The organism is Anoxybacillus dikiliensis, assembly GCF_050613275.1.
Lineage (GTDB): Bacteria > Bacillota > Bacilli > Bacillales > Anoxybacillaceae > Anoxybacillus.
Genome location: NZ_CP187112.1, coordinates 919,096 through 939,425, shown reverse-complemented (window position 1 = coordinate 939,425; position 20,330 = coordinate 919,096). Strand labels below are relative to the sequence as shown.

The following is a 20,330-nucleotide window of genomic DNA, read 5'->3' as shown; positions in this document are numbered from 1 at the left end:
AGCTCGTTCCACTATATGCTTGTACCGCCCTATATAGAACTAATCGACCGGACCGTCTACTTGTTGTTCGGTGTCTGTTTGTTGTTTTTCATCAATATGTGACGGTTTTGCAAGCTCGACAATGATATAGTCGTGTTGTTTTACAACCGCTCCCGGAGAGATGTTTTGTCTAAACACATATCCGCTCCCAATAAAGCTCGGTTTTAACTGCAACAAATCAGCTAGCTTCATAACATCGCGCAACGACCAGCCTGTCACATCTGGCATCATCGCTTGTCCGTCCGTTTGCAACAAAATGCGATCGGGTGCAACGACATGCTCTCCTGCTTTCGGAATTTGCGCGCGCACTTCTGTTCCTTTTCCGATGATCGTGACGTTCAACCCTTGTTTTTTCAACGACTGTGCCGCCTGTTCAACCGATTGACCGACATACGAAGGAAGAGGGATGCTTTTATCTTTTTTCTCCCGCTTTTTCTCAACAGTCGGCTGAATGTTTAAATATTGTAAACTATTTTTCATGACGGGATTAAAGATCATCGATACGGGCGCTGCCCCCGTTTCCGTATATGAAATGTTTGGTTGTTGCACAGCGACATACATAATTAAGCGCGGATTTTCGCGCGGCGCCATCCCTAAAAATGAGAAAATGTAGTTTTGATGCCCTGTTAAATAGCCACCTTTCGGATCTGGAATTTGCGCCGTTCCTGTTTTCCCTGCGACGCGATAACCTTCAATTTGGTACGGACGCCCCGTTCCTTTTTCAGATGTGACGACCGTCTCTAAAATGTCTAACACTTTTTCCGCTGTTTCTTTTGAAATTGGTGTATCGACAACGGTCGGTTCATGTTTTACAACCGTTTTCCCGCTGTCTGGATCAATGATGCGATCGACAACGTACGGTTTCATCATTTTTCCGCCGTTTGCAATCGCCGTAGCCGCTTGAATTTGTTGAATTGGTGTAACCGATGTTCCTTGGCCGAAACCTGTCGTCACTTTTTCGATCGGATAGCGATATAAAATGTTTCCGACTTTTTCGCCCGGCAATTCAATGCCTGTCGGCTCGTTAAAATGGAAGCGATGCAAATATTGTAAAAATCGATCTTCACCTAATTTTTCGCGCACGATTTTTGCGAATGCAACGTTTGACGAACGTTGTACCCCTTCAAGAAACGTAATTTTTCCCCAACCGACTTTATTATGGTCGCGAATGCGATGGTTTCCAACTTGATAAGAACCGGATTGATACGTCTCGTTTGCTTGAAACACCCCTTCATTCACGGCGGCGGCAAGCGTAAAAATTTTCATTGTCGATCCCGGTTCGTATGGGTACGCAATCGCATCGTTCAAGTAGTTTTCAATATTTCGTTTGTTCGGATTAAAGCTTGGGCGAGTGCTCATCGCTAAAATCGCCCCTGTTTTCGCATCTGCCACGATGGCGATCATTTTTTTCGGAGCATATTGTTTTTCAACCGCATTCATCGCATCTTCTAAAAACGTTTGGATTTTTTTATCAATCGTCAAATATATATCTTTTCCGTTTTGCGGTGGAACGATGTCTTCATCTGAATAAGGTAATTTAAACCCTTGTTGGTCGCCTTTATACTTGACATGTCCGTCTTTTTCTTTTAACTGTTCGTTAAACTGTTTTTCAATGCCCATTTTTCCAACAACTTCTTCCTTCTCCTCATCTTTTTGGGCATAGCCGACAACGTATGATGCAAACGTACCGTTCGGATAAAATCGTTTTGAATCGCGTACAAACGTAATGCCTGGAAGCTGTAACGCCTCGATTTTTTGCTTAAGGGTGTGGCTAATGCCGCGACCGTTCGGACCGAACTCGACTTGATTCGCCTTTTTTTTCAAAATGCGCTCTACATCCGCTACATCCATCTTTAATAGCGGTGCGAGTTTACGTGCTGTTTCTTCCGGATCGGTCACGTGTTGCGGCATGTTGGGATCGAGAATGGCAGCGACCGTGTAAGAAGGAATGTCTTCTGCGATCACTTCACCGTGCCGATCAAAAATCGTCCCCCGCTTTGCTTCAAGCACTTGTTTTTTCAAATAACGTCCTTGCGCCTCAATCGCTAGCACTCTTCCATCCGCTTTCCCTGTTGCTTGTAAATAAACGAAACGCCCAAACAATATAAAAAAGAGCAAGCTAAAAAAAGCGAAACATATAGCTGCTCCTCTATGTGTATGTTTATGCTTTCTCATTCGGCATCAGTCCTGCACAACTTTTACGTTATTTTCGTTTAATGTTAAACCGAGTTCTTTCGCTTTCGCTAAAATGCGCTCATATGTGCTTAACTCTTGCACTTGTGCGTATAAATCACGATTTTGTTTTTGTTGCTCTTGAATGTCTGCTTGTAATTGCTGGACTTCTTTATTGACATGATAAATTGTGAACTGGTTAGAGATGATCGTGACGCTACTATATAACGCAAATGCGAGAAACGAAACAAACACCATTTTTTCCCCGAATGTCCAACGTATGCCCCGCTGTGCCTTTTTCTTCTTCGGCTCGCGTTGGACGTGTTGTTCGCGTTGTTGTACTTTTTGTTGAATACGAACAGCAGCCATACTATGTTCTCCCCTTTTTACAGTTTTTCAGCGATGCGTAGCTTCGCAGATCGTGCGCGATGATTATGTTGCAATTCTTCTTCTGATGGGACGATCGGTTTTTTTGTAATAATTTTTAATTTCGGTTTGTATTCATCAGGAATGATCGGCAATCCCGGCGGCAAGTGCGGCGTTTCGCTTGCTTGTTTAAACGCAAGCTTACAAATACGGTCTTCAAGCGAATGGAACGTAATGACGCTAATTCGTCCGCCGCGTTTTAATAAGTCAATCGCTTGTTCAATCGCTTCTTCAAACGCGCGCAACTCATCGTTGACCGCAATGCGAATCGCTTGAAACACCCGTTTGGCTGGGTGCCCTCCTGTTCGACGCGCCGGTGCCGGAATGGCTTCTTTAATGATTTCCGCGAGCTCCGTCGTCGTTTCAATCGGCTTTTGCTTGCGCGCTTGCTCAATTTTGCGAGCGATCGCTTTTGAAAATTTTTCTTCGCCATATTGAAAGAAAATTTTCACTAGCTGTTCATATGGCCATGTGTTCACGACATCATACGCCGTTAACGTTTGCTCGCGATCCATGCGCATATCGAGCGGCGCTTCATGTTGGTAACTAAACCCCCGCTCAGGCATATCTAACTGCGGAGATGATACACCAAGATCAAACAAAATGCCGTCTACTTCATGCACACCGTACAGTGCTAGCTGTTGTTTCATATAGCGAAAGTTACTTTTAATAATCGTAAACTGACCGCTATATCGTTCAAGTTTTTGCTGTGCATGACGAATCGCCACATCGTCTTGATCGAAGGCGAACAATCTTCCTTCTGACGATAATTGCGATAATAAATATTCGCTATGTCCGGCTCCGCCGAGCGTACAATCTACATATGTACCGTCTTTTTTAATATTTAATCCGTCAACCGTTTCTTTTAATAATACCGTTACATGATGAAACAACGATGTCACCTACCTCGATTTCACGTGCTGTATAAGAAAATGAGTGCAATTGTATTGTACCATCATTTCACTAAATTCACTACTTACTTCCGAACTATTCTATTGTATATAAAAAAAATCCTGTACGCGACAGGATTTTTTTATCGACGAAAATAGTTAAAGATATACAATTTTATGCATCCCGTTCCAGCGATAATCGACATGAAGAAGGCGGGAAACAAAGTCTAATCCGTAGCGGTTCATATAGTAAATGATGTTCCAGACGCGCTCTTGTGGCATATTGTTCGGGCGAAGCGACAGCTCAATGCGCTCATATTTGCGCACGTGCACATCATGTTTTTGCAACATGCGTCGTGTAATCAATTGTTGAAGATAATCGATTTGTGTCTCGATTCGTTCGGCATTTTTCAACATCACTCCCTCAAGATGAGGATCAATTTGCATGCCGAGTTGACGCAGTTGTTCATGGATGTGCGCCATTTGTTTTTTCGCTTCATCAAACGTTTTATCAAATTGTGCAGGTTGATTTGTGCGAACCCATGTGTCTAGCGCTTTTTTCGTTCCTTTTGTTAGCGCCTCTTCCACCGTCATGCCCACATCCGCTAAATCGGTAGCAATATGGCGCTCAACAAGCGTGAAAGAAAGGCGCGGTATAACGGGCGGCATATGCCAATGAAAATGCTCGAACACGCGTTTTAACTCTGCCCAATAAGCCATTTCGCCCGGGCCAGCAATAAAGGCAAGCGTCGGAAATAGCCACTCTTGCATAAGCGGTCGTGTGACGACGTTGTTGCTAAATGATTGCGGCTCGCTTTCAATTCGTTGTCTTAATTCATCTGGCGTAAAACGATATGCCCCATCTTTCGTGTAAAAATGTTGTTGGGCATCGTCGTAATACAATAACCGACGCTGACCGTCATCATAAAACAAATGAGCGCACAATGGCGACACATCAATGGCCCGTGCATAGCCTAGTTGGGCAAGGTGTCGTTGTTGGGTTTGAAGGGCGTTTGTAATCGCTTTATGTTCATAAGCAAGCGTCATAAACCATTCGCGCTCGATCGCCCGAAGCTGCGGATGAGCTGCATCAACGACGACAATGCCTTCTTTCTCAAACAACGTTAAAATGATAGCCGCAAAAAAGTCCGTCACCGTATCGGATTGCATGATACATTCATGTATGTATGCGCGCAACTCGTTTGTCACGTCCGTTTCGCCATACGTTTTTAACACATCGGCAATCCAATGTTTCAACGCATCCGGATCGATGTCAATATGAGCAGCCATTCGCTTTTCTTTTGCTAATGGCGGATACACATATTTTTTTACTTTTCCATGTTCAGCAATATGTACATAGTTCATTTCTGCAATATCATGGTCTTCGGACGCCATCCAAAACATCGGCACGACAGGAACGCCAAGCTGTTTTTCTTGTTGCTTTGCTAATACGATAATCGAAATGATTTTATATATCGTATATAACGGTCCGGTTAAAAGCCCAGGTTGTTGTCCGCCGATGACAACGACACTTTCTCGCTGACGCAGTTTTTCAATGTTTGCGATCGTTTCACGACTGGCTTGAAACTTTTGATGATACGTTAATAAATGATCCGCAAGCGCTTCGCGGGCATACGTTCGTTTTTGCAATTCACGCAAACGTTGTTCAAACGAACAATGGTGAAACGCCTCGTTCACAGGAAACTTCCCTTCAATATATTCCGTTGCTAAACGGTTTGTTGCCGGTAATGACAGCTCGATGACTTCCATTGTAAACTTCCTTTCTCATTCATGATGAAAATGCGATCATGACACGATGAATAATCCCGTATATGAACAACCCAATATAAGCCGTTGTAAATAATAAAAATTGCATTTTCCAGTACAATTTAAACGTTCGTTGTAACGATACATCGCCTGTTTTTTTCCAATATAAAATGATCCCAATCATAAATGTGACAATAAAAAACACGAGCAGTTCAACGATATACGATCGTTGAAAAATCGCTTGCAATAAGACGTGAACAGCGAAAATAAAAAAAATGGTCGATCCGTTCACCGCGAGATGAAACGCACGCTTTCCTTTCCGTTTAAAAACCGTTTTTGCGAGCAAAAACATAAAAAAAAACGACAAAAACGGCATGGCAATCATGATCGCAATGAAAGAGGCGAGTATATCTTTCATCTCTCCTTCTCCCCCTCTAATTCTTTCCCTTTCACAAGCGCATATAAAAATGTGCTAATTGGCGCTGGGACACATCGCTCGTTCGCCCGCTCGATCACATAACGTAAAATGGCATCCAATTCCGTCTTTCGCCCTGACTCGATGTCACGCAACATCGATGAACGATTGGCGGCCGTTTGACGACAGACTGTTTCAATATGTTTCCAGATACGTTCTCGTTGTTCGAATTGAAAAACGGACGCCACTTCTTGAAACAACTGTTTCATCGCTTGTCGATACGGCTCATGTGTCACTAACATGCCGTTTGGGACGCGCAATAAAGCGGTGAGCGGATTAATCGCTACGTTTACCATTAATTTTTCAAGCAGCATCGCTTCCCAATCGTCGACATATTGAAACGGAAAGCGATTGTTTGTCGATGATAAAAACGAAAACGCTTCTTTTTCCCCTCGCCATACGCTCCATTTCGTTTGACCGACACCGGTATGAGAAACGGTCGTGTCATCGATTTTCAAGGCACCATGTTCGACGACAGCGAGCGCAATATGATGATGCGGCACACGCGGCAAGTACGGCACATGTCCCATGCCGTTTTGTAAAAACATGATACCGTTTGCTTGAAGCATATGTATGCGTGTTTGCAATATGTTTGCCAAATCGTATTGTTTCACGGCGATAAACAACATCTCTTCTTCGATTTCACGAGCAAACGGTTCGGCATGCACACGATGCGTCGTTCGTTCGTTTCCGCATATAACCGTCAGCCCATGTGTGCATAGCTTTTCCGCTTGCTCATTTCGACGTGTATAAATCGTGACGTCATGATCGTCACAAAAATAAGCTGCGGTCAACAGCCCAACTGCTCCGCCCCCTACAATTCCGATGCGCACCGCATGTCCTCCTCTTTTCTTACTATGTTTTATTGTATAAAAAAAAGTAGCTGTCGTCTATCAGCTACTACACAGACAATTGGCGCGCACGCTCTAAAATATGCATGATCGCCTTGTACTCTTGTTGCAAAGCTTGCAGCTGCTTCTCAAGCTCTTCTTTTTCTTTTTGCAACGTACATACTTGCTGACGCAACTGTTCGATTTCTTGTTTCCCTTCTCCGCGCTGTTGCAACGTTTGCAAAAACGAAATGACATCTTGCAACGTCATGTCGCGTTCGGGGGGTTGCGGCTCTTTTTTCTTTTTCCGCTGTTGCTTTGCAAGTTCTAGCTCCTCTTCATATTTTTTGCGCACGTATGCATTCCATCGGAAACCGCAAGCGGCAGCTGTTCGTGATAGTTTTTTCCCTACTTCTTCAAACGCTCGTAATTGTGTGCTTCCTTCGCGTACGAAAGCTAGCACCGTTTCAGCAAGCAACATATCTTCTTCTTCTGTCCACGCATCTTGACGCATCATTTCTATCCCTCCTCGCTGCATTTACTATATCATTATGCAGCTAATAGAGAAGATAGAAGATTATTTGTTTCGTTTTGCTAAAAATGATTGCACCGCTCGATCGTGCTCTTCGCTTTCCCATAAATACGCACATCGTTCAATTTCAGCGAAAAAGCGTTGGCGAAACTCCTCTGTTTTCCAACGTCCGATCGCTGCTTCTTTATAGGCGCGCAATACATGAGTCGGTTTATTCGTATAGCCGCTGATTTCTTTTTCGCATTGTTCGCGCAACGAGTCAGGAAAAATGCGGTGAACGAAACCGATGCGTTCCGCCTCCTCGGCTGTGATCGTTTGCGCATGTAACAATAAATCGAGCGCTTTGTCGTACGCCATTTTTTCAAATAACATCGTCGCTCCGCCCCAGCCTGTCGTAATGGCTAAATTCGCTTGCACAAAACCAAGACGTGCGCCGGCGCGGGCAAAGCGAAAATCACATGCTGTCGCCAATTCACAACCTCCGCCGATCGCTGTACCGTTCATAAGCGCAACCGTTGGCTTCGGCAACGTAAATAAGCGATACAAAATATTGCCCATTTTCGAAAGCATGGCGTACGCTTCCTCTTTTGTTTTTAGCTCGTGAAATACTTGTAAGTCGCCACCGGCACAAAACGCATCTTCTCCAGCACCGGTAATGACGAGCACTTTGATTTCATCATCTTGTTCAGCAAGCTCGATCGCTTCGTTAAGTTCATCCATCACTGCATAATCAATCGCATTTCGTCTTGTCGGGCGACAAATTGTAAACCATGCGATGCCTCGTTGTTTTTCAATCATGTTCCCTCTCCCCTTTATTGCATGTACGTCATGTTTATTCGCTTTTTCATGCTTTTTTCCTTTTTAAAAACAAGAAAAGCGCAAGGGAACGACCCTTACGCTTCTCTTATTTGTTTACAACGTCTTTTCCTTTGTATGTTCCACAAACTTTACATACGCGATGAGCAAGTTTCATTTCACCGCAGTTTGGGCATTCTACCATACCAGGTACGCGCAATTTGAAGTGCGTACGACGTAGTCTCTTTTTCATTTTCGATGTTCTTCTAAAAGGTACTGCCATCATTTCCACCTCCTTAAAGAGATTTAGGCGAATATGGAGGCCGGTGTAGTTCCGGATCTTCCCTTAAGATTCGTGTTTGTTTTCGAAAAACTTCGCTAGCTTCGCAAGGCGCGGATCGATTTTATTTTCATGTTCTTCTTCCGAAATAACCGCCCAATCTTTTCCTGATTGCGGAACGGCATCGGGATGATCCGGCTGCTCGCTAAACACTTGCATCGGAATTTCAAGAAGAATAAGTTCTTTAATGATCGGCATTAAGTCGATCGCTTCCCCTTGAACAATGTGCGACTCTTCATCTGTTGCGTCATAGTCGTTTAGAAAAAATGTTTCTGTGCTTTCGATCGCGAATGGATACGATACGTCCACGAGCGTACGGGAACAAGGGAGCTTCATCGTTCCCTCAATCGTTAAGTGGAACGTAAATTTTTTCGCGCTTATATCTGCCCGTCCAGAAATATGAACAGGAGAAATGTCGCGAATGGAAGCGTCCACTTGTTTCAGCTCGGACACATCAGCCATTTCGTCAATCGTCAGCCCTTTATGCTGCAACTGATGAAGTTGATGAATAGACCATCTCAATGATAATCACCTCAAGACAACAAAGAAAATTATACGTTTGAACACCCATTTTGTCAATATTTTTTCTTTACACTACTTCCATTATAATCGATTTATACTCACTGTATCACGTTTTAAGCAAAAAAGAAAGGTGGACGACAAATGAAAGCGGTCGGCATCGTGGTAGAATACAATCCGTTTCATAACGGGCATTTATATCATGTGCAACAAACGCGAAAAAAAACGAAGGCGGATTGCATTATTGCCGTCATGAGCAGCTCGTTTACACAACGAGGAGAACCAGCCATCGTGCCAAAATGGGAACGGGCTCGCATGGCGCTTGCAGGCGGTGTCGATCTCGTCGTCGAACTTCCTTATCCGTTTGCGGTACAAACAGCCGAATCATTCGCTCATGGCGCCATTTCGATTCTCGATGCGCTTTTTTGCGAACAAGTATGTTTCGGGAGCGAACATGGAAACATCGAAGCATTTATCAAAACCGCTCAATGGCTGACAAATGAAAAAGAGCAACATGACGAAAAAGTGAAACATTATATGAAACAAGGGATGAGCTATGCGAAAGCATACGCTTTAGCGCTGAATGATATCGGTCACAATATACTTGATATGTCGCAACCAAACAACATTTTAGGATTGCATTACGTCAAAGCAATTATCGAACAACAAAGCGCGATGACACCGGAAACGATTCAACGAACGGTAGCCCATTATCACGATCAGACGCTCCCTGCGAATGAAAGCATTGCAAGCGCCACAAGCATTCGCCGTTTTTTACAATCCGGTCATGACGATGTCGCACGCTACGTTCCTAAAACGACGTACGAAACGCTACAAGCGTACCGTCATACATATACGACGTGGCACGATTGGGAAACATATTTTCCGCTTCTCAAATATCGTTTATTAACGATGGAGCCAGATGACATTCGTTACATCGCTGAAGTTGAAGAAGGAATTGAATATCGGCTGATAAAAGCGGTGGCACATGCCACGTCGTTTCACGATTTTCTTTCTGCTGTCAAAACGAAACGATATACGTGGACGCGACTGCAACGCATATGTACGCACATATTGACGAACGTCACGAAAAAAGAAATGAAAAAAGCGCTAAAAAATAATCGTGCGACGTACATTCGTCTACTAGCGATGAATGAAATAGGAAGAGCGTATGTACGAAAAGTGAAAAAACAAACAACATTGCCGATCGTCACAAACGTCAAACATATACAAAATGATCCTGTATATCATATCGAAAAAAAAGCGGCGCAAGCATATATGTGTATATTGCCTGAGCCGCTTCGAACGGAAGCGTTGCAACGTGAATACGCAACACCTCCGTTACGATAGCTTTTGTAAAAATTGAACGGCATCATCAAACGTATCGACAGGAACAATTTTCATCTTCGTTCCGATGTCTTTTGCCGTTTTCACCGCTTCTTTATAATTTGAATGTTTCGCTCCGCGTTCGTTCGGAGCGAAAAAAATGTCCGCACCTGCTTTATGGGCTGCGATCACCTTTTGAGAAATGCCGCCGATCGGTCCGACTTCTCCGTCGATGTTAATCGTTCCTGTCCCAGCAATGCGATATCCTTTTGTCAAATCTTCAGGAATGAGTTGGTTGTACACTTCGAGCGCAAACATAAGCCCAGCTGACGGTCCACCAATTTCATCCGATTCAATGCGAACAGGTGGATCGGTCACAATATCGCGATCAGTCATGACAGAAACACCGAGACCGACGCGATTTTTTTCTTTCGGAAACGGCGCGAGCGTCAATGTCGCCGTTTTTTCTTTCCCCGCCCGCTTATATGTGACGCGAACGCGATCGCCTTTTTTCTTTCCGCTTACGTATTGAATAAACGCATCTGCTTCTTCAATTCGTTGTCCGTCAATGGCCACTAATTGATCGCCGCTTTTCAATACGTTGGCTGCAGGCATGCCGTCAACGACGTAAAGCACGTACACTCCTTTGTTTCGATACGAAAACGATCGATTTGCTTTTTTATATGCGACAGCAATCGCCGTTTCTTTTGAATTTTCCATCATTTTTAATTGCCGATGCGTATATTCTTCGTCGTTTTCCCCTTCTTGACGCACTTCATCCATACGATATAGTTCGTTATATTTACTCATATGCGCAAGCGTAAATGAAAAAAGATTCGCCTGCCCCATTCGAACGGTCGTTAACATAAATTTTCCTTTTTCTTCGTAGCCGCCTTTGACTTCAACGAGCGGACGCAACGGTTCAGCCGTTCCAGGCATCGTGACGTAATACGGCAAATGAAAAAACGTAGCAAAAGCAAGTAGTAGTGCGATTATGATTGTCGTTGCAATATAGCGTTTTTTCTTCATTGTTCAAACCCCTTCTCTGCAAGCAGTTGGCGGATAGCTGGAAGCTGTTGACGCGCCGCTTCTTCACCAATTTGAATCATTTCTTTCGCATGGGTAAATGCATACGAACTATAACGTTCAAGAAGCGGACGAATGACAACATCCGCTTGGGCGATGCGGTGAGAAGCAAGTTCAGCTTGAATAATGTCTAAACTTTGTAAAATGACATCGAAAATTGATGAAATCGTATCGTTCTTTTTGACAGAAGCGACATCGACAGCGATGACAACGTCAGCGCCCATTTCACGAACGACGGTGGCTGGCACGCGGTCGATCACCCCGCCATCGACGAGCAACCGTCCGTTCCATCGCTCTGGTACAAAAATACCGGGAATCGAAATGCTTGCCCGCACCGCATCGGCTATTTTTCCTTCGCGAAACACAACTTTTTCCCCTTTTTGTAAATCAGTTGCAACGATCGCTAACGGAATGCGAGTCTGTTCGATTCGCATTTGTTTTGTCATGACAGCGATGAACTGCTTAATATGCGCTCCTGAAATTAACCCCATTTTCGGCACTGTCCAATCAATATAATCGTTGCGTCGAAACGCCGTCGCTAACCGATATAATCGTTCCGTTGACATCCCCGATGCATATAACGCTCCAACGAGGGCGCCCATGCTACTTCCTGCGATCATATGAATCGGGATATTTTCTTCTTCTAACACTTTAATGACACCTGCATGCGCAAAGCCGCGCGCCCCGCCGGAGCCTAATGCTAACCCGATTTTCATTCATGTTCCCCCTTCCCTGTTCAATACTATGGTCTAAAATGTCCACATATACTCGTATATTAAAACGAGCACGATCGGCGAATGAGGAGGCCAACGAACGATGAAAGAAAAATGGAAAACGTTGATGCTATCGTCTACCATTGTTTGTTTATGTATCGCATTGCTCCGCTATCCACAACAGTCGTTTGAAGCAGCAGTGCGCGGATTGCATATGTGGTGGGATGTCGTCTTCCCTTCCCTTCTTCCCTTTTTTATTGTATCAGAAATTTTAATTGGATTTGGTGTCGTTCATTTTCTCGGTGTATTACTTGAACCATTCATGCGTCCGCTTTTTAAAGTGCCGGGCATCGGCGGGTTCGTTTGGGCGATGGGGATGGCTTCCGGCTACCCTGCTGGCGCAAAGCTGACCGCGCGATTAAGACAGCAACAACAACTTTCCGCCATTGAAGCAGAACGGCTCGTTTCATTTACAAACTCGTCTAATCCGCTCTTTATTTTTGGCGCCATCTCGGTCGGTTTTTTTCATAATCCGAACATCGGTATCATTCTTGCTTTATCTCATTATCTTGGCAACATTTGCGTCGGATTGATCATGCGCTTTCACGGAAAAGAGGAAGAATATGTTGTCCAAAAACAAAAAAAAGGCATTTTCCGTCAAGCGTTCCGCGCGATGCATAAGACGCGCTTAAAAAATAACCAAGCGATCGGAAAACTGCTCGGAGATGCGGTCCGCTCCTCCATTCAAACGCTTTTTATGATCGGCGGGTTTATTATTTTATTTTCTGTTTTCAATCGATTGCTTTATGTGACAAATATGACCGACATGCTTGCCCATGTTGTGCAATACGTGTTAGCCATTTTTCATTTGCCGCGCGAATTAAGTGTCCCATTCATCGCAGGGGTGTTTGAAATTACGCTCGGCAGCCAAATGGCGAGCGAAGCAACAAATGCGACATTGTTGGAAAAAGTGATTATTACAAGCTTTATTCTCGCTTTTGGCGGTTTTTCGGTACAAGCACAAGTGGCGAGCATTTTAGCGGAAGCGAATATTCGCTTTCAACCGTTTTTCATCGCTCGCATATTTCACGGGTTATTTGCCGCTTGTTTTGCTTCAATTCTTTGGAAGCCGCTATACGTTCAGCCGCTTGAATCGGCAGAAACGTTGCCCGTCTGGCTTCCGAAAGCAACGATCGATTGGCCTATATTATACATACATTGGATCGAACAATACGGCTTTATGATTACCGTAACAGCATGTTTGTTGTATGTCGTCATCGCTTTTCGACGTGAAAAACCACCTGCTTAAAGGTGGTTCTTTGCATCAGAAAACTTTTTCCGAAGCGCTTCTTCCACAACTTTTGGCACGAGCTCGGAAATGTTGCCGTTATATTTCGCCACTTCTTTTACGATACTTGAACTTAAAAAAGAGTATTGGTTGTTCGTCATCATAAAAAACGTTTCAATTTGTTCGTTTAAGATGCGGTTCATCGATGTAATTTGCATTTCGTATTCAAAATCGGAGACGGCACGCAGCCCGCGCAAAATCGCGCTCGCCTGTTTACTTTTCGCATAGTCGACAAGCAATCCTTGATAAGAGTCGACTACGACGTTATGTAAATCTTTCGTCACTTCCTTGAGCAGTTGCACCCGCTCTTCTGTGGAAAATAAAGGTTTTTTCGACGAATTGTTTAATACGACAACATACACTTTGTCGAACACTTTTGCTCCGCGGCGAATAATATCTAAATGCCCGTATGTGACAGGATCAAAACTCCCAGGGCATACTGCGATGCTTGCCATATTTATTCTCCTTCCTCATCGACATAGGCGTAAATCGATACAGCGGTAATACCGTACGTTTCATGTTTTACTTGCGTTAAGCGTCCAATTCGTTTCGCGAGTTGTCCTTCCGCCCCGTGCTCAGCGACGACAAAGCCGTCTTGCTGTAACAGTTGATGAGCATCAATTATCCCAATGAGCGCTTCAAGCTGTTTATTTTTATAAGGTGGATCAAGAAAAATGAGGCGAAACGTCAATCCTCGTTTTATGATTGCTTTTAATGCTCGTTCGGCATCGTTGCGATAAATTTCCGCTTGATCTGTTAGGCGACAAGCGGTGACGTTCTTTTTTATCGTTTGAACAGCTTTGGCGTCATGATCAACGAAAATGACGCGATCAAGACCGCGGCTGAGCGCTTCAATACCGAGTCCACCGCTTCCACCGAATAAATCGAGCCCAATCCCTCCTGAAAAATACGGACCAATCATATTAAACATTGCTTCCTTTACTTTATCTGTCGTCGGGCGCGTTGTCATTCCCGGCACGGCTTGGAGCGGTTTGCCTTTACATTTCCCTGATATGACTCGCATCATGTTTCACCTCGCTTTTATGATCATAACATAACCGTCCAAAAGATGAACGATAGAAGGAAAAAATATGATAATTACGTATACAATGCAAAACAATGGTTATACTCATAGTAGCAACATCGTTGATGATGTTGTTGCCAACCACGGAGAAGACTTACGTTCCCCATAAGTTCTTCCTCCGGTTTCTCCTCTCCCTTTTTTCCTTCTCTTTTTCGGCTCGTCCGGAAAAGAATGGAAGGGTCCCTGCGGCATATGCCACAGGGCATTTTTTTTGCCCTATTGACCAATCACACGTATTTCTTCGCTCGTTTCACTAATGTAGACGGAAAACCATTTTGGGAATTCGGTTCGCTCCATGTATAACGTTCCGTCCCACTGTTGAATGACCGCCTCGGTGCCGTTAATAAAAAAGCGCCAACGTGCCCCATCTTTTTCAATAAATATCGCTTCGCCCGAACGTTGAACAGTATAGCCAAGCGTGCGCATAATCGGAACGAACGGAAACAGCTGCTGACCATCTTTTAATAACACATGAGCGGTCGGCAATTTTACTTCATTGACGACGAGCATTTTTCGTTCCGTGAATGTCATGTACGTCTCCTCATTTTGGAAAAACGTCGTATTCCCCCCATACGCCTTTCCTAGCCATTCATCTAACTTTTTCATCGTTAACGATTGACCATCGCTCGTTTGAACGAGCGTCCAAAACGTTTCTTGTTCTTCTTTCGTTAACGTTTGTTTCAATTGCTGCAACGCACGTTTTGCTTTTGTTGTGGCGGGCTCGGTTTTCGTCATATACGAAACGAGCAAATCCCATATCCAATCGGGGACAACGCTATTTGGAAAGCGCTGTTCTAACTGTACACGAACGTAAGCGCGCTGCACGTTGGAAAAAGAAGACGTATCCGGTATAATGACGAACGTCGGTGTCATGTACTGAAGACGAAATGGGGTGACGACAAGCGTCTGCACACCGTTTTGCTTCCAAAATGATCGCTCTGTATCGTTTAATGGCTTTGTCGTATAAATGCTAACATTTTCATCAAACGATGTGCGCAACGGCTTCGTTTGGAAATAAAGAGGAACGGTTTGTCCCCCTTTTTTCTCCCACATAAAAAACAAAAAAGACGGTTTATATACGTAGCCAATGAGCTTTCCGTCCGCCGCCCATATGCCTTTTGAATGAACGACGTCGGTGAGCGATACATTCATTTGTTGCTGTTGTGTCGTATGAAAACGAATGAGCCATTCTTTTATGAAAAGCGGCTCTTTTTGACCAACCATCACACGATAAGTGAGGGAAATCGTATGTGTATTTGGCACATGGACGATCGTCTTTCCGTTTTTTTGTTCCACGCATTGTTTTTGTTTTACACACGAAACATCTTTCACTTCTTTTGGGACAGTTACTTCGTATGTGTTCGTGACAGCCCCCCGTATATGATGAACGACTTCAATCGTTTTTCCGGTAAACGTTGCTTCAACGTCATGCTGGAGCACCGATTGCTTTGTCGCTTCCGTATGGTATTCGTCCCATTGATAATATAAAGCTCCTGCGCTAACCCCAAGGAAAAGGAGCGTTGAAATGAAAGCTATTCTCCACATACAATGGCTCCTTCATTAGCAGTTTTATATTATAACAATAGCAAAATTTCATTCCGTTGTCATACACCGTTTTCACTAATTGTCGAAAAAAGTTGAACGTGTTAAAGTTAAGAATGGAAAAACACATAAAGTGAGGGAATGAACAGATGATACAACGTTTCATTGAATTAGGAGAAGGATATTCTGACATTTATGAACTGATCGAAATCGCAAAGTCAAATCGGCACCGTTTATCCGGTTTGTTCGCCTTCCATACGATGAAAGACGGTAAAGCGCTCACATCGTTCGTCGTTGTGCTTCATCCGACCGATCCAGGCGATTTTCAACCGTTATACATTTGCCGCGAAGGCATTCCTCATCCGTCCGTTAAAGTGACGAAGCGATATGAGTTGTTTGTCGATTTAGCGAAGGAATTAAATCAAGAAATTATTCATTTAGATGTAAAGCCATCCACTTTTTTTGCTGATTTACAATTGTACTACCAGCATTTAATCGGCATTATGCGCATGAATCGGTTCATTCCGCCCCTACAATAAAAAGCGAAAGGATGTCACATGTGGACATCCTTTTATATTCCGTATTCATATTCTTTTTCTTTATCTGCTTTCGATTCGAATTCGACTTTCACATACGGGCGGTAGGACGGCTCTACTCGTTTCACAAACGGTAAAGAAGCAAGTTTTTTCATCACGCCTTCCGCTTCTTCCATATTGCAATATAAAACAGCATATTTTAGTCGTTTCGATACGTAATGAACGTTTCCGTATTTTCGTAATTGTTTGCTATGTTTTAACGAATAAAGCCAAACGATAATGCCTTGACGCATTGGAAACATGCGCCCATCCCCCCCTTTTTTCATTTCGTCCGACAGCCGCACGCTCCGCCAGATCCGCATCCTCCACCGCAAGATAAAGAATCAAAATACGGATTTCCGGTCGGCACTTTAATGTTTTCAGATACCGCACGACCGATCATCGTGCTAATTTCATCTAAAAGCGACTGCATCTCTTTCTCCGCCCGTTTAAACGCGGCAATCGGGTCATATAAATCTAATTCACGCTTTGCCTCGCGCACTTGTTTTGTCACTTCTTTGTAGTCTGGATGATATTTCCCAAAGCGCTGCACATCTTCATATCGTTCTTTTAACTGAACGAATCGACGAATAAGTTGCTGCGCCTTTTCATCTTGTTGCATATGATAAAAACAGCGACGATATTCCTCCGCCACGTCTGATTCGACAATCATTTTGCCAAGTTTTTCAGCAACATCTAACAACTGCAATCGTTCGATCGTTGCTACAAGCACGAGCAACACCTCCACAACCGTATCATAACACGATTTTCTCAACAAAACAAATAAGTCTGGTCGCCCCAGACTTATGGAATCGTTACCGTAAATTCGTGCGAAACGTGATACTTACTTGCATCGTTATGCACAAGCTCTAATCGGATCGTATGTTTCCCGACAGGCAAACCGCGAATAACGAAAGCGGCCGTTGTCGTTTCGCTCACCCTTTTCCCATTCACATAAATGTGAATGCGTCCTTGTCCGTTTTGTTTCGGACGTGTTCCTTTCGTAAACATAAATTGATCAACGATACATTCAACAAATACGTTATTTCCTTTGACATGATGTTTGACAAACAACGTTTGCTTTTGTTCAGCAAAAGCGGTGTCGTAATCGTTCATATATGTGGAAAACAATAGCGCGATACATAAAAAAAAGAAGCGCAACACGTTCACCATCCTTTCGTAGTGATAGTGTTTGCGTTTCTCGTTTAATTATGAGTGTCCTTCATCAGTTTCATCATCGCCATCATCATTTTTGCCATTTCAATTGTTTGAACGACTTGTTCGACTTTATGTGGCAACGTCTGTCTTGCCTCTTTTTCCATTTCTTTTATATCCATCGGTCGTCTCGCTAGCCGACGATACCATGACGGATGTTCACGCAAAAATTGATGAAGCTTTGGCTTTGCGACAATATATTCGTACACATCTTTTCTCATCCGTTATCTCCTTAATCTTTTCGAAACGAAAACGGGTCTTTTTTTGTATGTTGCATTTGACGGACGACTTCTTGAATGGACGCAATCGCTTGTTGAACGTTTGTAATGTACGTTTGAAGTTCATTCACGTCAAGATGTTTTAAATAACTGGCTAACTTTTGGACGAGAGCTCCTTGTTCATCTTTCTCAGCTGCGGATCGATACGCATCCCACATATCATCGTCCTCGCCAAATACGTACCAATCGTTATATAACTCCTTCCACGTTTTTTTTCCTTGGCGCACCTCTTCAATGAGTTTCGGATGTTTTTTCACAAACTGTTTAAATTGTTTAATGGACATATCGGTCGCTCCTTTCTAGTTTGTTTGCCTACCATATATTACGACCGAATGAGCGATGCGTGCGCCTATTTTGGTTGGGAAAAAGGACGAATAAAGTTTTGTGTATAATGCCGCTTATACACGCCTACTCCTAAATGCGTCAATTCTTCATTTAACAACGTTTGGCGATGGCTTCGACTATTTAACCATGCTTCAACAACAGCAGGTGCATCCATATATTCTGCCGCAATGTTTTCTCCCGCGACTTCAAATGGAATGTTTGCTTTTGTAAGCCGCTGTTGCAAATCACCAGTTGTTGGCGATTCGTGCGCAAAAAAATTGTTTTCTGCCATATCTTTACTATGTTCATATGCTACTTTCGCCACGCGCTCGTCCCATGTCAACGGGGGAACGCCATGACGTGTACGCATCACGTTCGTTATGTCAAAAATTTGTTTCGCACTCGCTTGTTCCACTTGTTTTTCCATCGTTTCATCAAGTGTGACTTCCGGCAGCGGTCCACGATATTCCAATTCGTACGGGCGAATCTTCACTAACGTCTCTCCATCGATCCATCGAACGCTTGATAAACGGCCGGTAAAACGGTCAATATATAACTGGACATATGCATCGCCAAACGAAAGAAGCGGTTGAATCATTAAATCTTCTTCCGTTAGTTGGAAGCGATACACCCCATCGTCAAGTTGCACATGAATCGTATCGTGGAGCGGCATCGTTTGCAATAAGTCGTTGATGGAGCGATTTAATTGAAATGGGGCGACATCTACCTCAGGTCCGCACGCATAAATGGTGACGACTCGTCCATTAAGTATGCCGATTTGCATATACGTTTTCGGGTCGTTATACACCCACCAGACGTAACCGTAAGCGGACGGATCGATACGGGCAGGTTGTCCAAATGTTTTCTTCACTTCCTCTTCCGTTTTGCCGATCCATGCCCCTAATCCTTCCGCAGCGATCGTATCGCTTCTTTGTTCACTTTTGAAAGATGCGTCGTTTAACGGAGCTTGTTCATCAGCTGGTGAAAAATAAAACATCGCAATAAAAATAATGATAAGGGCAACTATCCAACGCATGCATCATTCTCCCTCAGTTGCTTAATATACTTCCATTATATACAGCTTATCTATCTCACAACACTAAAAAATAAGGCTATGCGAAAACATAGCCTTAAAACTTCCATTAATGGTATTGTGATATTTCTGTTAGCGCCTCTCCTGCTTGTTCGTCGCTTGCTTCATGAACGGCTAAATCGCCGAGCGACATCATCCCGACAAGCGTATCCCCTTCAACGACAGGTAAACGGCGAATTTGATGTTTTGCCATTAAACGAGCCGCCTCGCTGACAGAAGCGTCGGGTGAAATCGTCACAAGCTGTTCACTCATCACTTCTGTGACAGCTGTTGAACCAGGCTTTTTCTCAGCAATGCCGCGCACAACTAAATCGCGATCCGTCACAATGCCAATGAGTCGATTTCCATCTGTAATTGGAATGGCGCCGACGTTATAATCGCGCATTTTGACCGCTGCTTCGTACATATTATCAAGCGGCGTGCAACATTCGACTTCTGTCGTCATCATCTCTTTTACTTTTGGCATATTCATCTCTCCTTTCGCACATTAGTTTCACCAAAATCGGAACAATTATGAAGCTCGTCATTGAAAGTTATGCGCTTTCGTACTATTATTAATGGAGGAATGTTTTATTTTACATAAGGGGGATATGAACGATGCGCTTTGAAAATACAGGTATTGAAAATCAAACAGCGCCACTAACACGTTTAGACGAACTCATGGAAAGCCTCGGCTTCGTGCGTGCAGGTCAATGGGATTACGACCGTGTCACATATGACCGCAAATTCGAGATTAAAAACGATGTGTTTTATTTACGTGTGCAAGGCTATGCGATTGAAGGGGATGTTGGCAGTCGCCATGCAGTCATTAAGTTAATGAAGCCGCTACTTGGCAAACATTATTATCCACATGGTGTCGAATATGGTGAGGGGGAAAACTTTCCTTCGTCATTAGTGAGCCAATGTGAAGCAATTTTAGCGAAGGTAAAAGAAGGCCTTGCTGGCATAAACGCATGAGCAC

26 protein-coding genes are annotated in these 20,330 nt (G+C 43.7%); 4 read left to right on the top strand and 22 right to left on the bottom strand.

The window, feature by feature from the left end:
• Window positions 1–39: 39 nt before the first annotated feature.
• The 10 genes from ACPF7I_RS05045 to ACPF7I_RS05000 form a co-directional block, all read right to left on the bottom strand.
• Entirely contained in the window at window positions 40–2,214 is a 2,175-nt protein-coding gene (locus tag ACPF7I_RS05045; RefSeq protein WP_430744415.1) for a penicillin-binding protein, read from the bottom strand.
• A 6-nt stretch (window positions 2,215–2,220) separates the two neighbouring features.
• Window positions 2,221–2,580: a cell division protein FtsL gene (gene ftsL, locus ACPF7I_RS05040; RefSeq protein WP_430744416.1), complete on the bottom strand. Its 360-nt coding sequence runs from the start codon at window positions 2,578–2,580 to the stop codon at window positions 2,221–2,223.
• A 17-nt stretch (window positions 2,581–2,597) separates the two neighbouring features.
• Window positions 2,598–3,530, bottom strand: a complete 933-nt coding sequence (gene rsmH, locus ACPF7I_RS05035; protein ID WP_430744417.1) for a 16S rRNA (cytosine(1402)-N(4))-methyltransferase RsmH — start codon at window positions 3,528–3,530, stop codon at window positions 2,598–2,600.
• A 156-nt stretch (window positions 3,531–3,686) separates the two neighbouring features.
• Window positions 3,687–5,297 carry a bacillithiol biosynthesis cysteine-adding enzyme BshC gene (gene bshC / locus ACPF7I_RS05030; protein ID WP_430744418.1) on the bottom strand — a complete coding sequence of 537 codons (1,611 nt, stop codon included), beginning with the start codon at window positions 5,295–5,297 and terminating at the stop codon, window positions 3,687–3,689.
• Between the two features lie 19 nt (window positions 5,298–5,316).
• A complete protein-coding gene (locus tag ACPF7I_RS05025; protein ID WP_430744419.1) occupies window positions 5,317–5,712 on the bottom strand; it encodes a DUF3397 domain-containing protein in 396 nt (131 codons plus the stop codon).
• Window positions 5,709–6,602: a 2-dehydropantoate 2-reductase gene (locus ACPF7I_RS05020; protein WP_430744421.1), complete on the bottom strand. Its 894-nt coding sequence runs from the start codon at window positions 6,600–6,602 to the stop codon at window positions 5,709–5,711. Before ACPF7I_RS05020 ends, ACPF7I_RS05025 begins: the two co-directional genes overlap by 4 nt.
• 67 nt (window positions 6,603–6,669) lie before the next feature.
• Window positions 6,670–7,116 carry an RsfA family transcriptional regulator gene (locus ACPF7I_RS05015; RefSeq protein ID WP_430744422.1) on the bottom strand — a complete coding sequence of 149 codons (447 nt, stop codon included), beginning with the start codon at window positions 7,114–7,116 and terminating at the stop codon, window positions 6,670–6,672.
• 60 nt (window positions 7,117–7,176) lie between these two features.
• Window positions 7,177–7,929: an enoyl-CoA hydratase/isomerase family protein gene (locus ACPF7I_RS05010; RefSeq protein ID WP_430744423.1), complete on the bottom strand. Its 753-nt coding sequence runs from the start codon at window positions 7,927–7,929 to the stop codon at window positions 7,177–7,179.
• Between the two features lie 106 nt (window positions 7,930–8,035).
• The gene (rpmF, locus tag ACPF7I_RS05005; RefSeq protein WP_003395111.1) at window positions 8,036–8,209 is read right to left on the bottom strand and encodes a 50S ribosomal protein L32; all 174 of its coding nucleotides are present in this window, start codon (window positions 8,207–8,209) and stop codon (window positions 8,036–8,038) included.
• Window positions 8,210–8,272: 63 nt separating this feature from the next.
• On the bottom strand, window positions 8,273–8,788 hold the full coding sequence (locus tag ACPF7I_RS05000; protein ID WP_021094861.1) for a YceD family protein: 516 nt from the start codon (window positions 8,786–8,788) through the stop codon (window positions 8,273–8,275).
• A gap of 141 nt (window positions 8,789–8,929) precedes the next feature.
• On the opposite strand from ACPF7I_RS05000, the gene ACPF7I_RS04995 reads away from it, so the two are divergent.
• Window positions 8,930–10,135 carry a nucleotidyltransferase gene (locus ACPF7I_RS04995; RefSeq protein WP_430744424.1) on the top strand — a complete coding sequence of 402 codons (1,206 nt, stop codon included), beginning with the start codon at window positions 8,930–8,932 and terminating at the stop codon, window positions 10,133–10,135.
• On the opposite strand, the gene ACPF7I_RS04990 is transcribed toward ACPF7I_RS04995, so the two are convergent.
• Both ACPF7I_RS04990 and ACPF7I_RS04985 read right to left on the bottom strand, forming a co-directional pair.
• Window positions 10,127–11,140 carry a SepM family pheromone-processing serine protease gene (locus ACPF7I_RS04990; RefSeq protein ID WP_430744425.1) on the bottom strand — a complete coding sequence of 338 codons (1,014 nt, stop codon included), beginning with the start codon at window positions 11,138–11,140 and terminating at the stop codon, window positions 10,127–10,129. The two genes, ACPF7I_RS04995 and ACPF7I_RS04990, sit on opposite strands and share 9 nt — an antisense overlap.
• On the bottom strand, window positions 11,137–11,913 hold the full coding sequence (locus tag ACPF7I_RS04985; RefSeq protein WP_430744426.1) for a patatin-like phospholipase family protein: 777 nt from the start codon (window positions 11,911–11,913) through the stop codon (window positions 11,137–11,139). Before ACPF7I_RS04985 ends, ACPF7I_RS04990 begins: the two co-directional genes overlap by 4 nt.
• Window positions 11,914–12,013: 100 nt before the next feature.
• Between ACPF7I_RS04985 and ylbJ the strand changes: the two genes are divergently transcribed.
• The gene (gene ylbJ, locus ACPF7I_RS04980; protein ID WP_430744427.1) at window positions 12,014–13,219 is read left to right on the top strand and encodes a sporulation integral membrane protein YlbJ; all 1,206 of its coding nucleotides are present in this window, start codon (window positions 12,014–12,016) and stop codon (window positions 13,217–13,219) included.
• Here the strand turns inward: ylbJ and coaD are convergent.
• The 3 genes from coaD to ACPF7I_RS04965 form a co-directional block, all read right to left on the bottom strand.
• On the bottom strand, window positions 13,216–13,713 hold the full coding sequence (gene coaD, locus ACPF7I_RS04975) for a pantetheine-phosphate adenylyltransferase (RefSeq protein WP_430744429.1): 498 nt from the start codon (window positions 13,711–13,713) through the stop codon (window positions 13,216–13,218). The genes ylbJ and coaD overlap by 4 nt on opposite strands.
• A gap of 2 nt (window positions 13,714–13,715) precedes the next feature.
• Entirely contained in the window at window positions 13,716–14,282 is a 567-nt protein-coding gene (gene rsmD / locus ACPF7I_RS04970) for a 16S rRNA (guanine(966)-N(2))-methyltransferase RsmD (protein ID WP_430745973.1), read from the bottom strand.
• 276 nt (window positions 14,283–14,558) lie between these two features.
• The gene (locus tag ACPF7I_RS04965) at window positions 14,559–15,887 is read right to left on the bottom strand and encodes a hypothetical protein (RefSeq protein ID WP_430744431.1); all 1,329 of its coding nucleotides are present in this window, start codon (window positions 15,885–15,887) and stop codon (window positions 14,559–14,561) included.
• A 146-nt stretch (window positions 15,888–16,033) separates the two neighbouring features.
• Between ACPF7I_RS04965 and ACPF7I_RS04960 the strand changes: the two genes are divergently transcribed.
• Window positions 16,034–16,423, top strand: a complete 390-nt coding sequence (locus tag ACPF7I_RS04960) for a DUF7147 family protein (RefSeq protein WP_430744432.1) — start codon at window positions 16,034–16,036, stop codon at window positions 16,421–16,423.
• Between the two features lie 32 nt (window positions 16,424–16,455).
• Here ACPF7I_RS04960 and ACPF7I_RS04955 read toward each other — a convergent pair whose 3' ends face one another.
• From ACPF7I_RS04955 to ACPF7I_RS04925, 7 genes are all read right to left on the bottom strand, one after another.
• Window positions 16,456–16,722: a YlbG family protein gene (locus ACPF7I_RS04955; RefSeq protein ID WP_042533792.1), complete on the bottom strand. Its 267-nt coding sequence runs from the start codon at window positions 16,720–16,722 to the stop codon at window positions 16,456–16,458.
• 20 nt (window positions 16,723–16,742) lie between these two features.
• Window positions 16,743–17,192, bottom strand: a complete 450-nt coding sequence (locus ACPF7I_RS04950) for a YlbF family regulator (RefSeq protein WP_430744434.1) — start codon at window positions 17,190–17,192, stop codon at window positions 16,743–16,745.
• A 71-nt stretch (window positions 17,193–17,263) separates the two neighbouring features.
• Entirely contained in the window at window positions 17,264–17,632 is a 369-nt protein-coding gene (locus tag ACPF7I_RS04945; RefSeq protein WP_430744436.1) for a hypothetical protein, read from the bottom strand.
• Window positions 17,633–17,664: 32 nt separating this feature from the next.
• Entirely contained in the window at window positions 17,665–17,895 is a 231-nt protein-coding gene (locus ACPF7I_RS04940; RefSeq protein ID WP_430744438.1) for a YlbE-like family protein, read from the bottom strand.
• An 11-nt stretch (window positions 17,896–17,906) separates the two neighbouring features.
• Complete coding sequence (locus tag ACPF7I_RS04935) at window positions 17,907–18,236, bottom strand: YlbD family protein (protein WP_430744440.1); 330 nt, start codon at window positions 18,234–18,236, stop codon at window positions 17,907–17,909.
• A gap of 65 nt (window positions 18,237–18,301) precedes the next feature.
• A complete protein-coding gene (locus tag ACPF7I_RS04930) occupies window positions 18,302–19,312 on the bottom strand; it encodes a CAP domain-containing protein (RefSeq protein ID WP_430744442.1) in 1,011 nt (336 codons plus the stop codon).
• A 106-nt stretch (window positions 19,313–19,418) separates the two neighbouring features.
• Complete coding sequence (locus ACPF7I_RS04925; protein ID WP_430744443.1) at window positions 19,419–19,835, bottom strand: CBS domain-containing protein; 417 nt, start codon at window positions 19,833–19,835, stop codon at window positions 19,419–19,421.
• Between the two features lie 131 nt (window positions 19,836–19,966).
• Here ACPF7I_RS04925 and ACPF7I_RS04920 point away from each other — a divergent pair, with 131 nt between their 5' ends.
• A complete protein-coding gene (locus ACPF7I_RS04920; protein ID WP_430744445.1) occupies window positions 19,967–20,326 on the top strand; it encodes a YugN family protein in 360 nt (119 codons plus the stop codon).
• The last annotated feature ends 4 nt before the right edge of the window (window positions 20,327–20,330 follow it).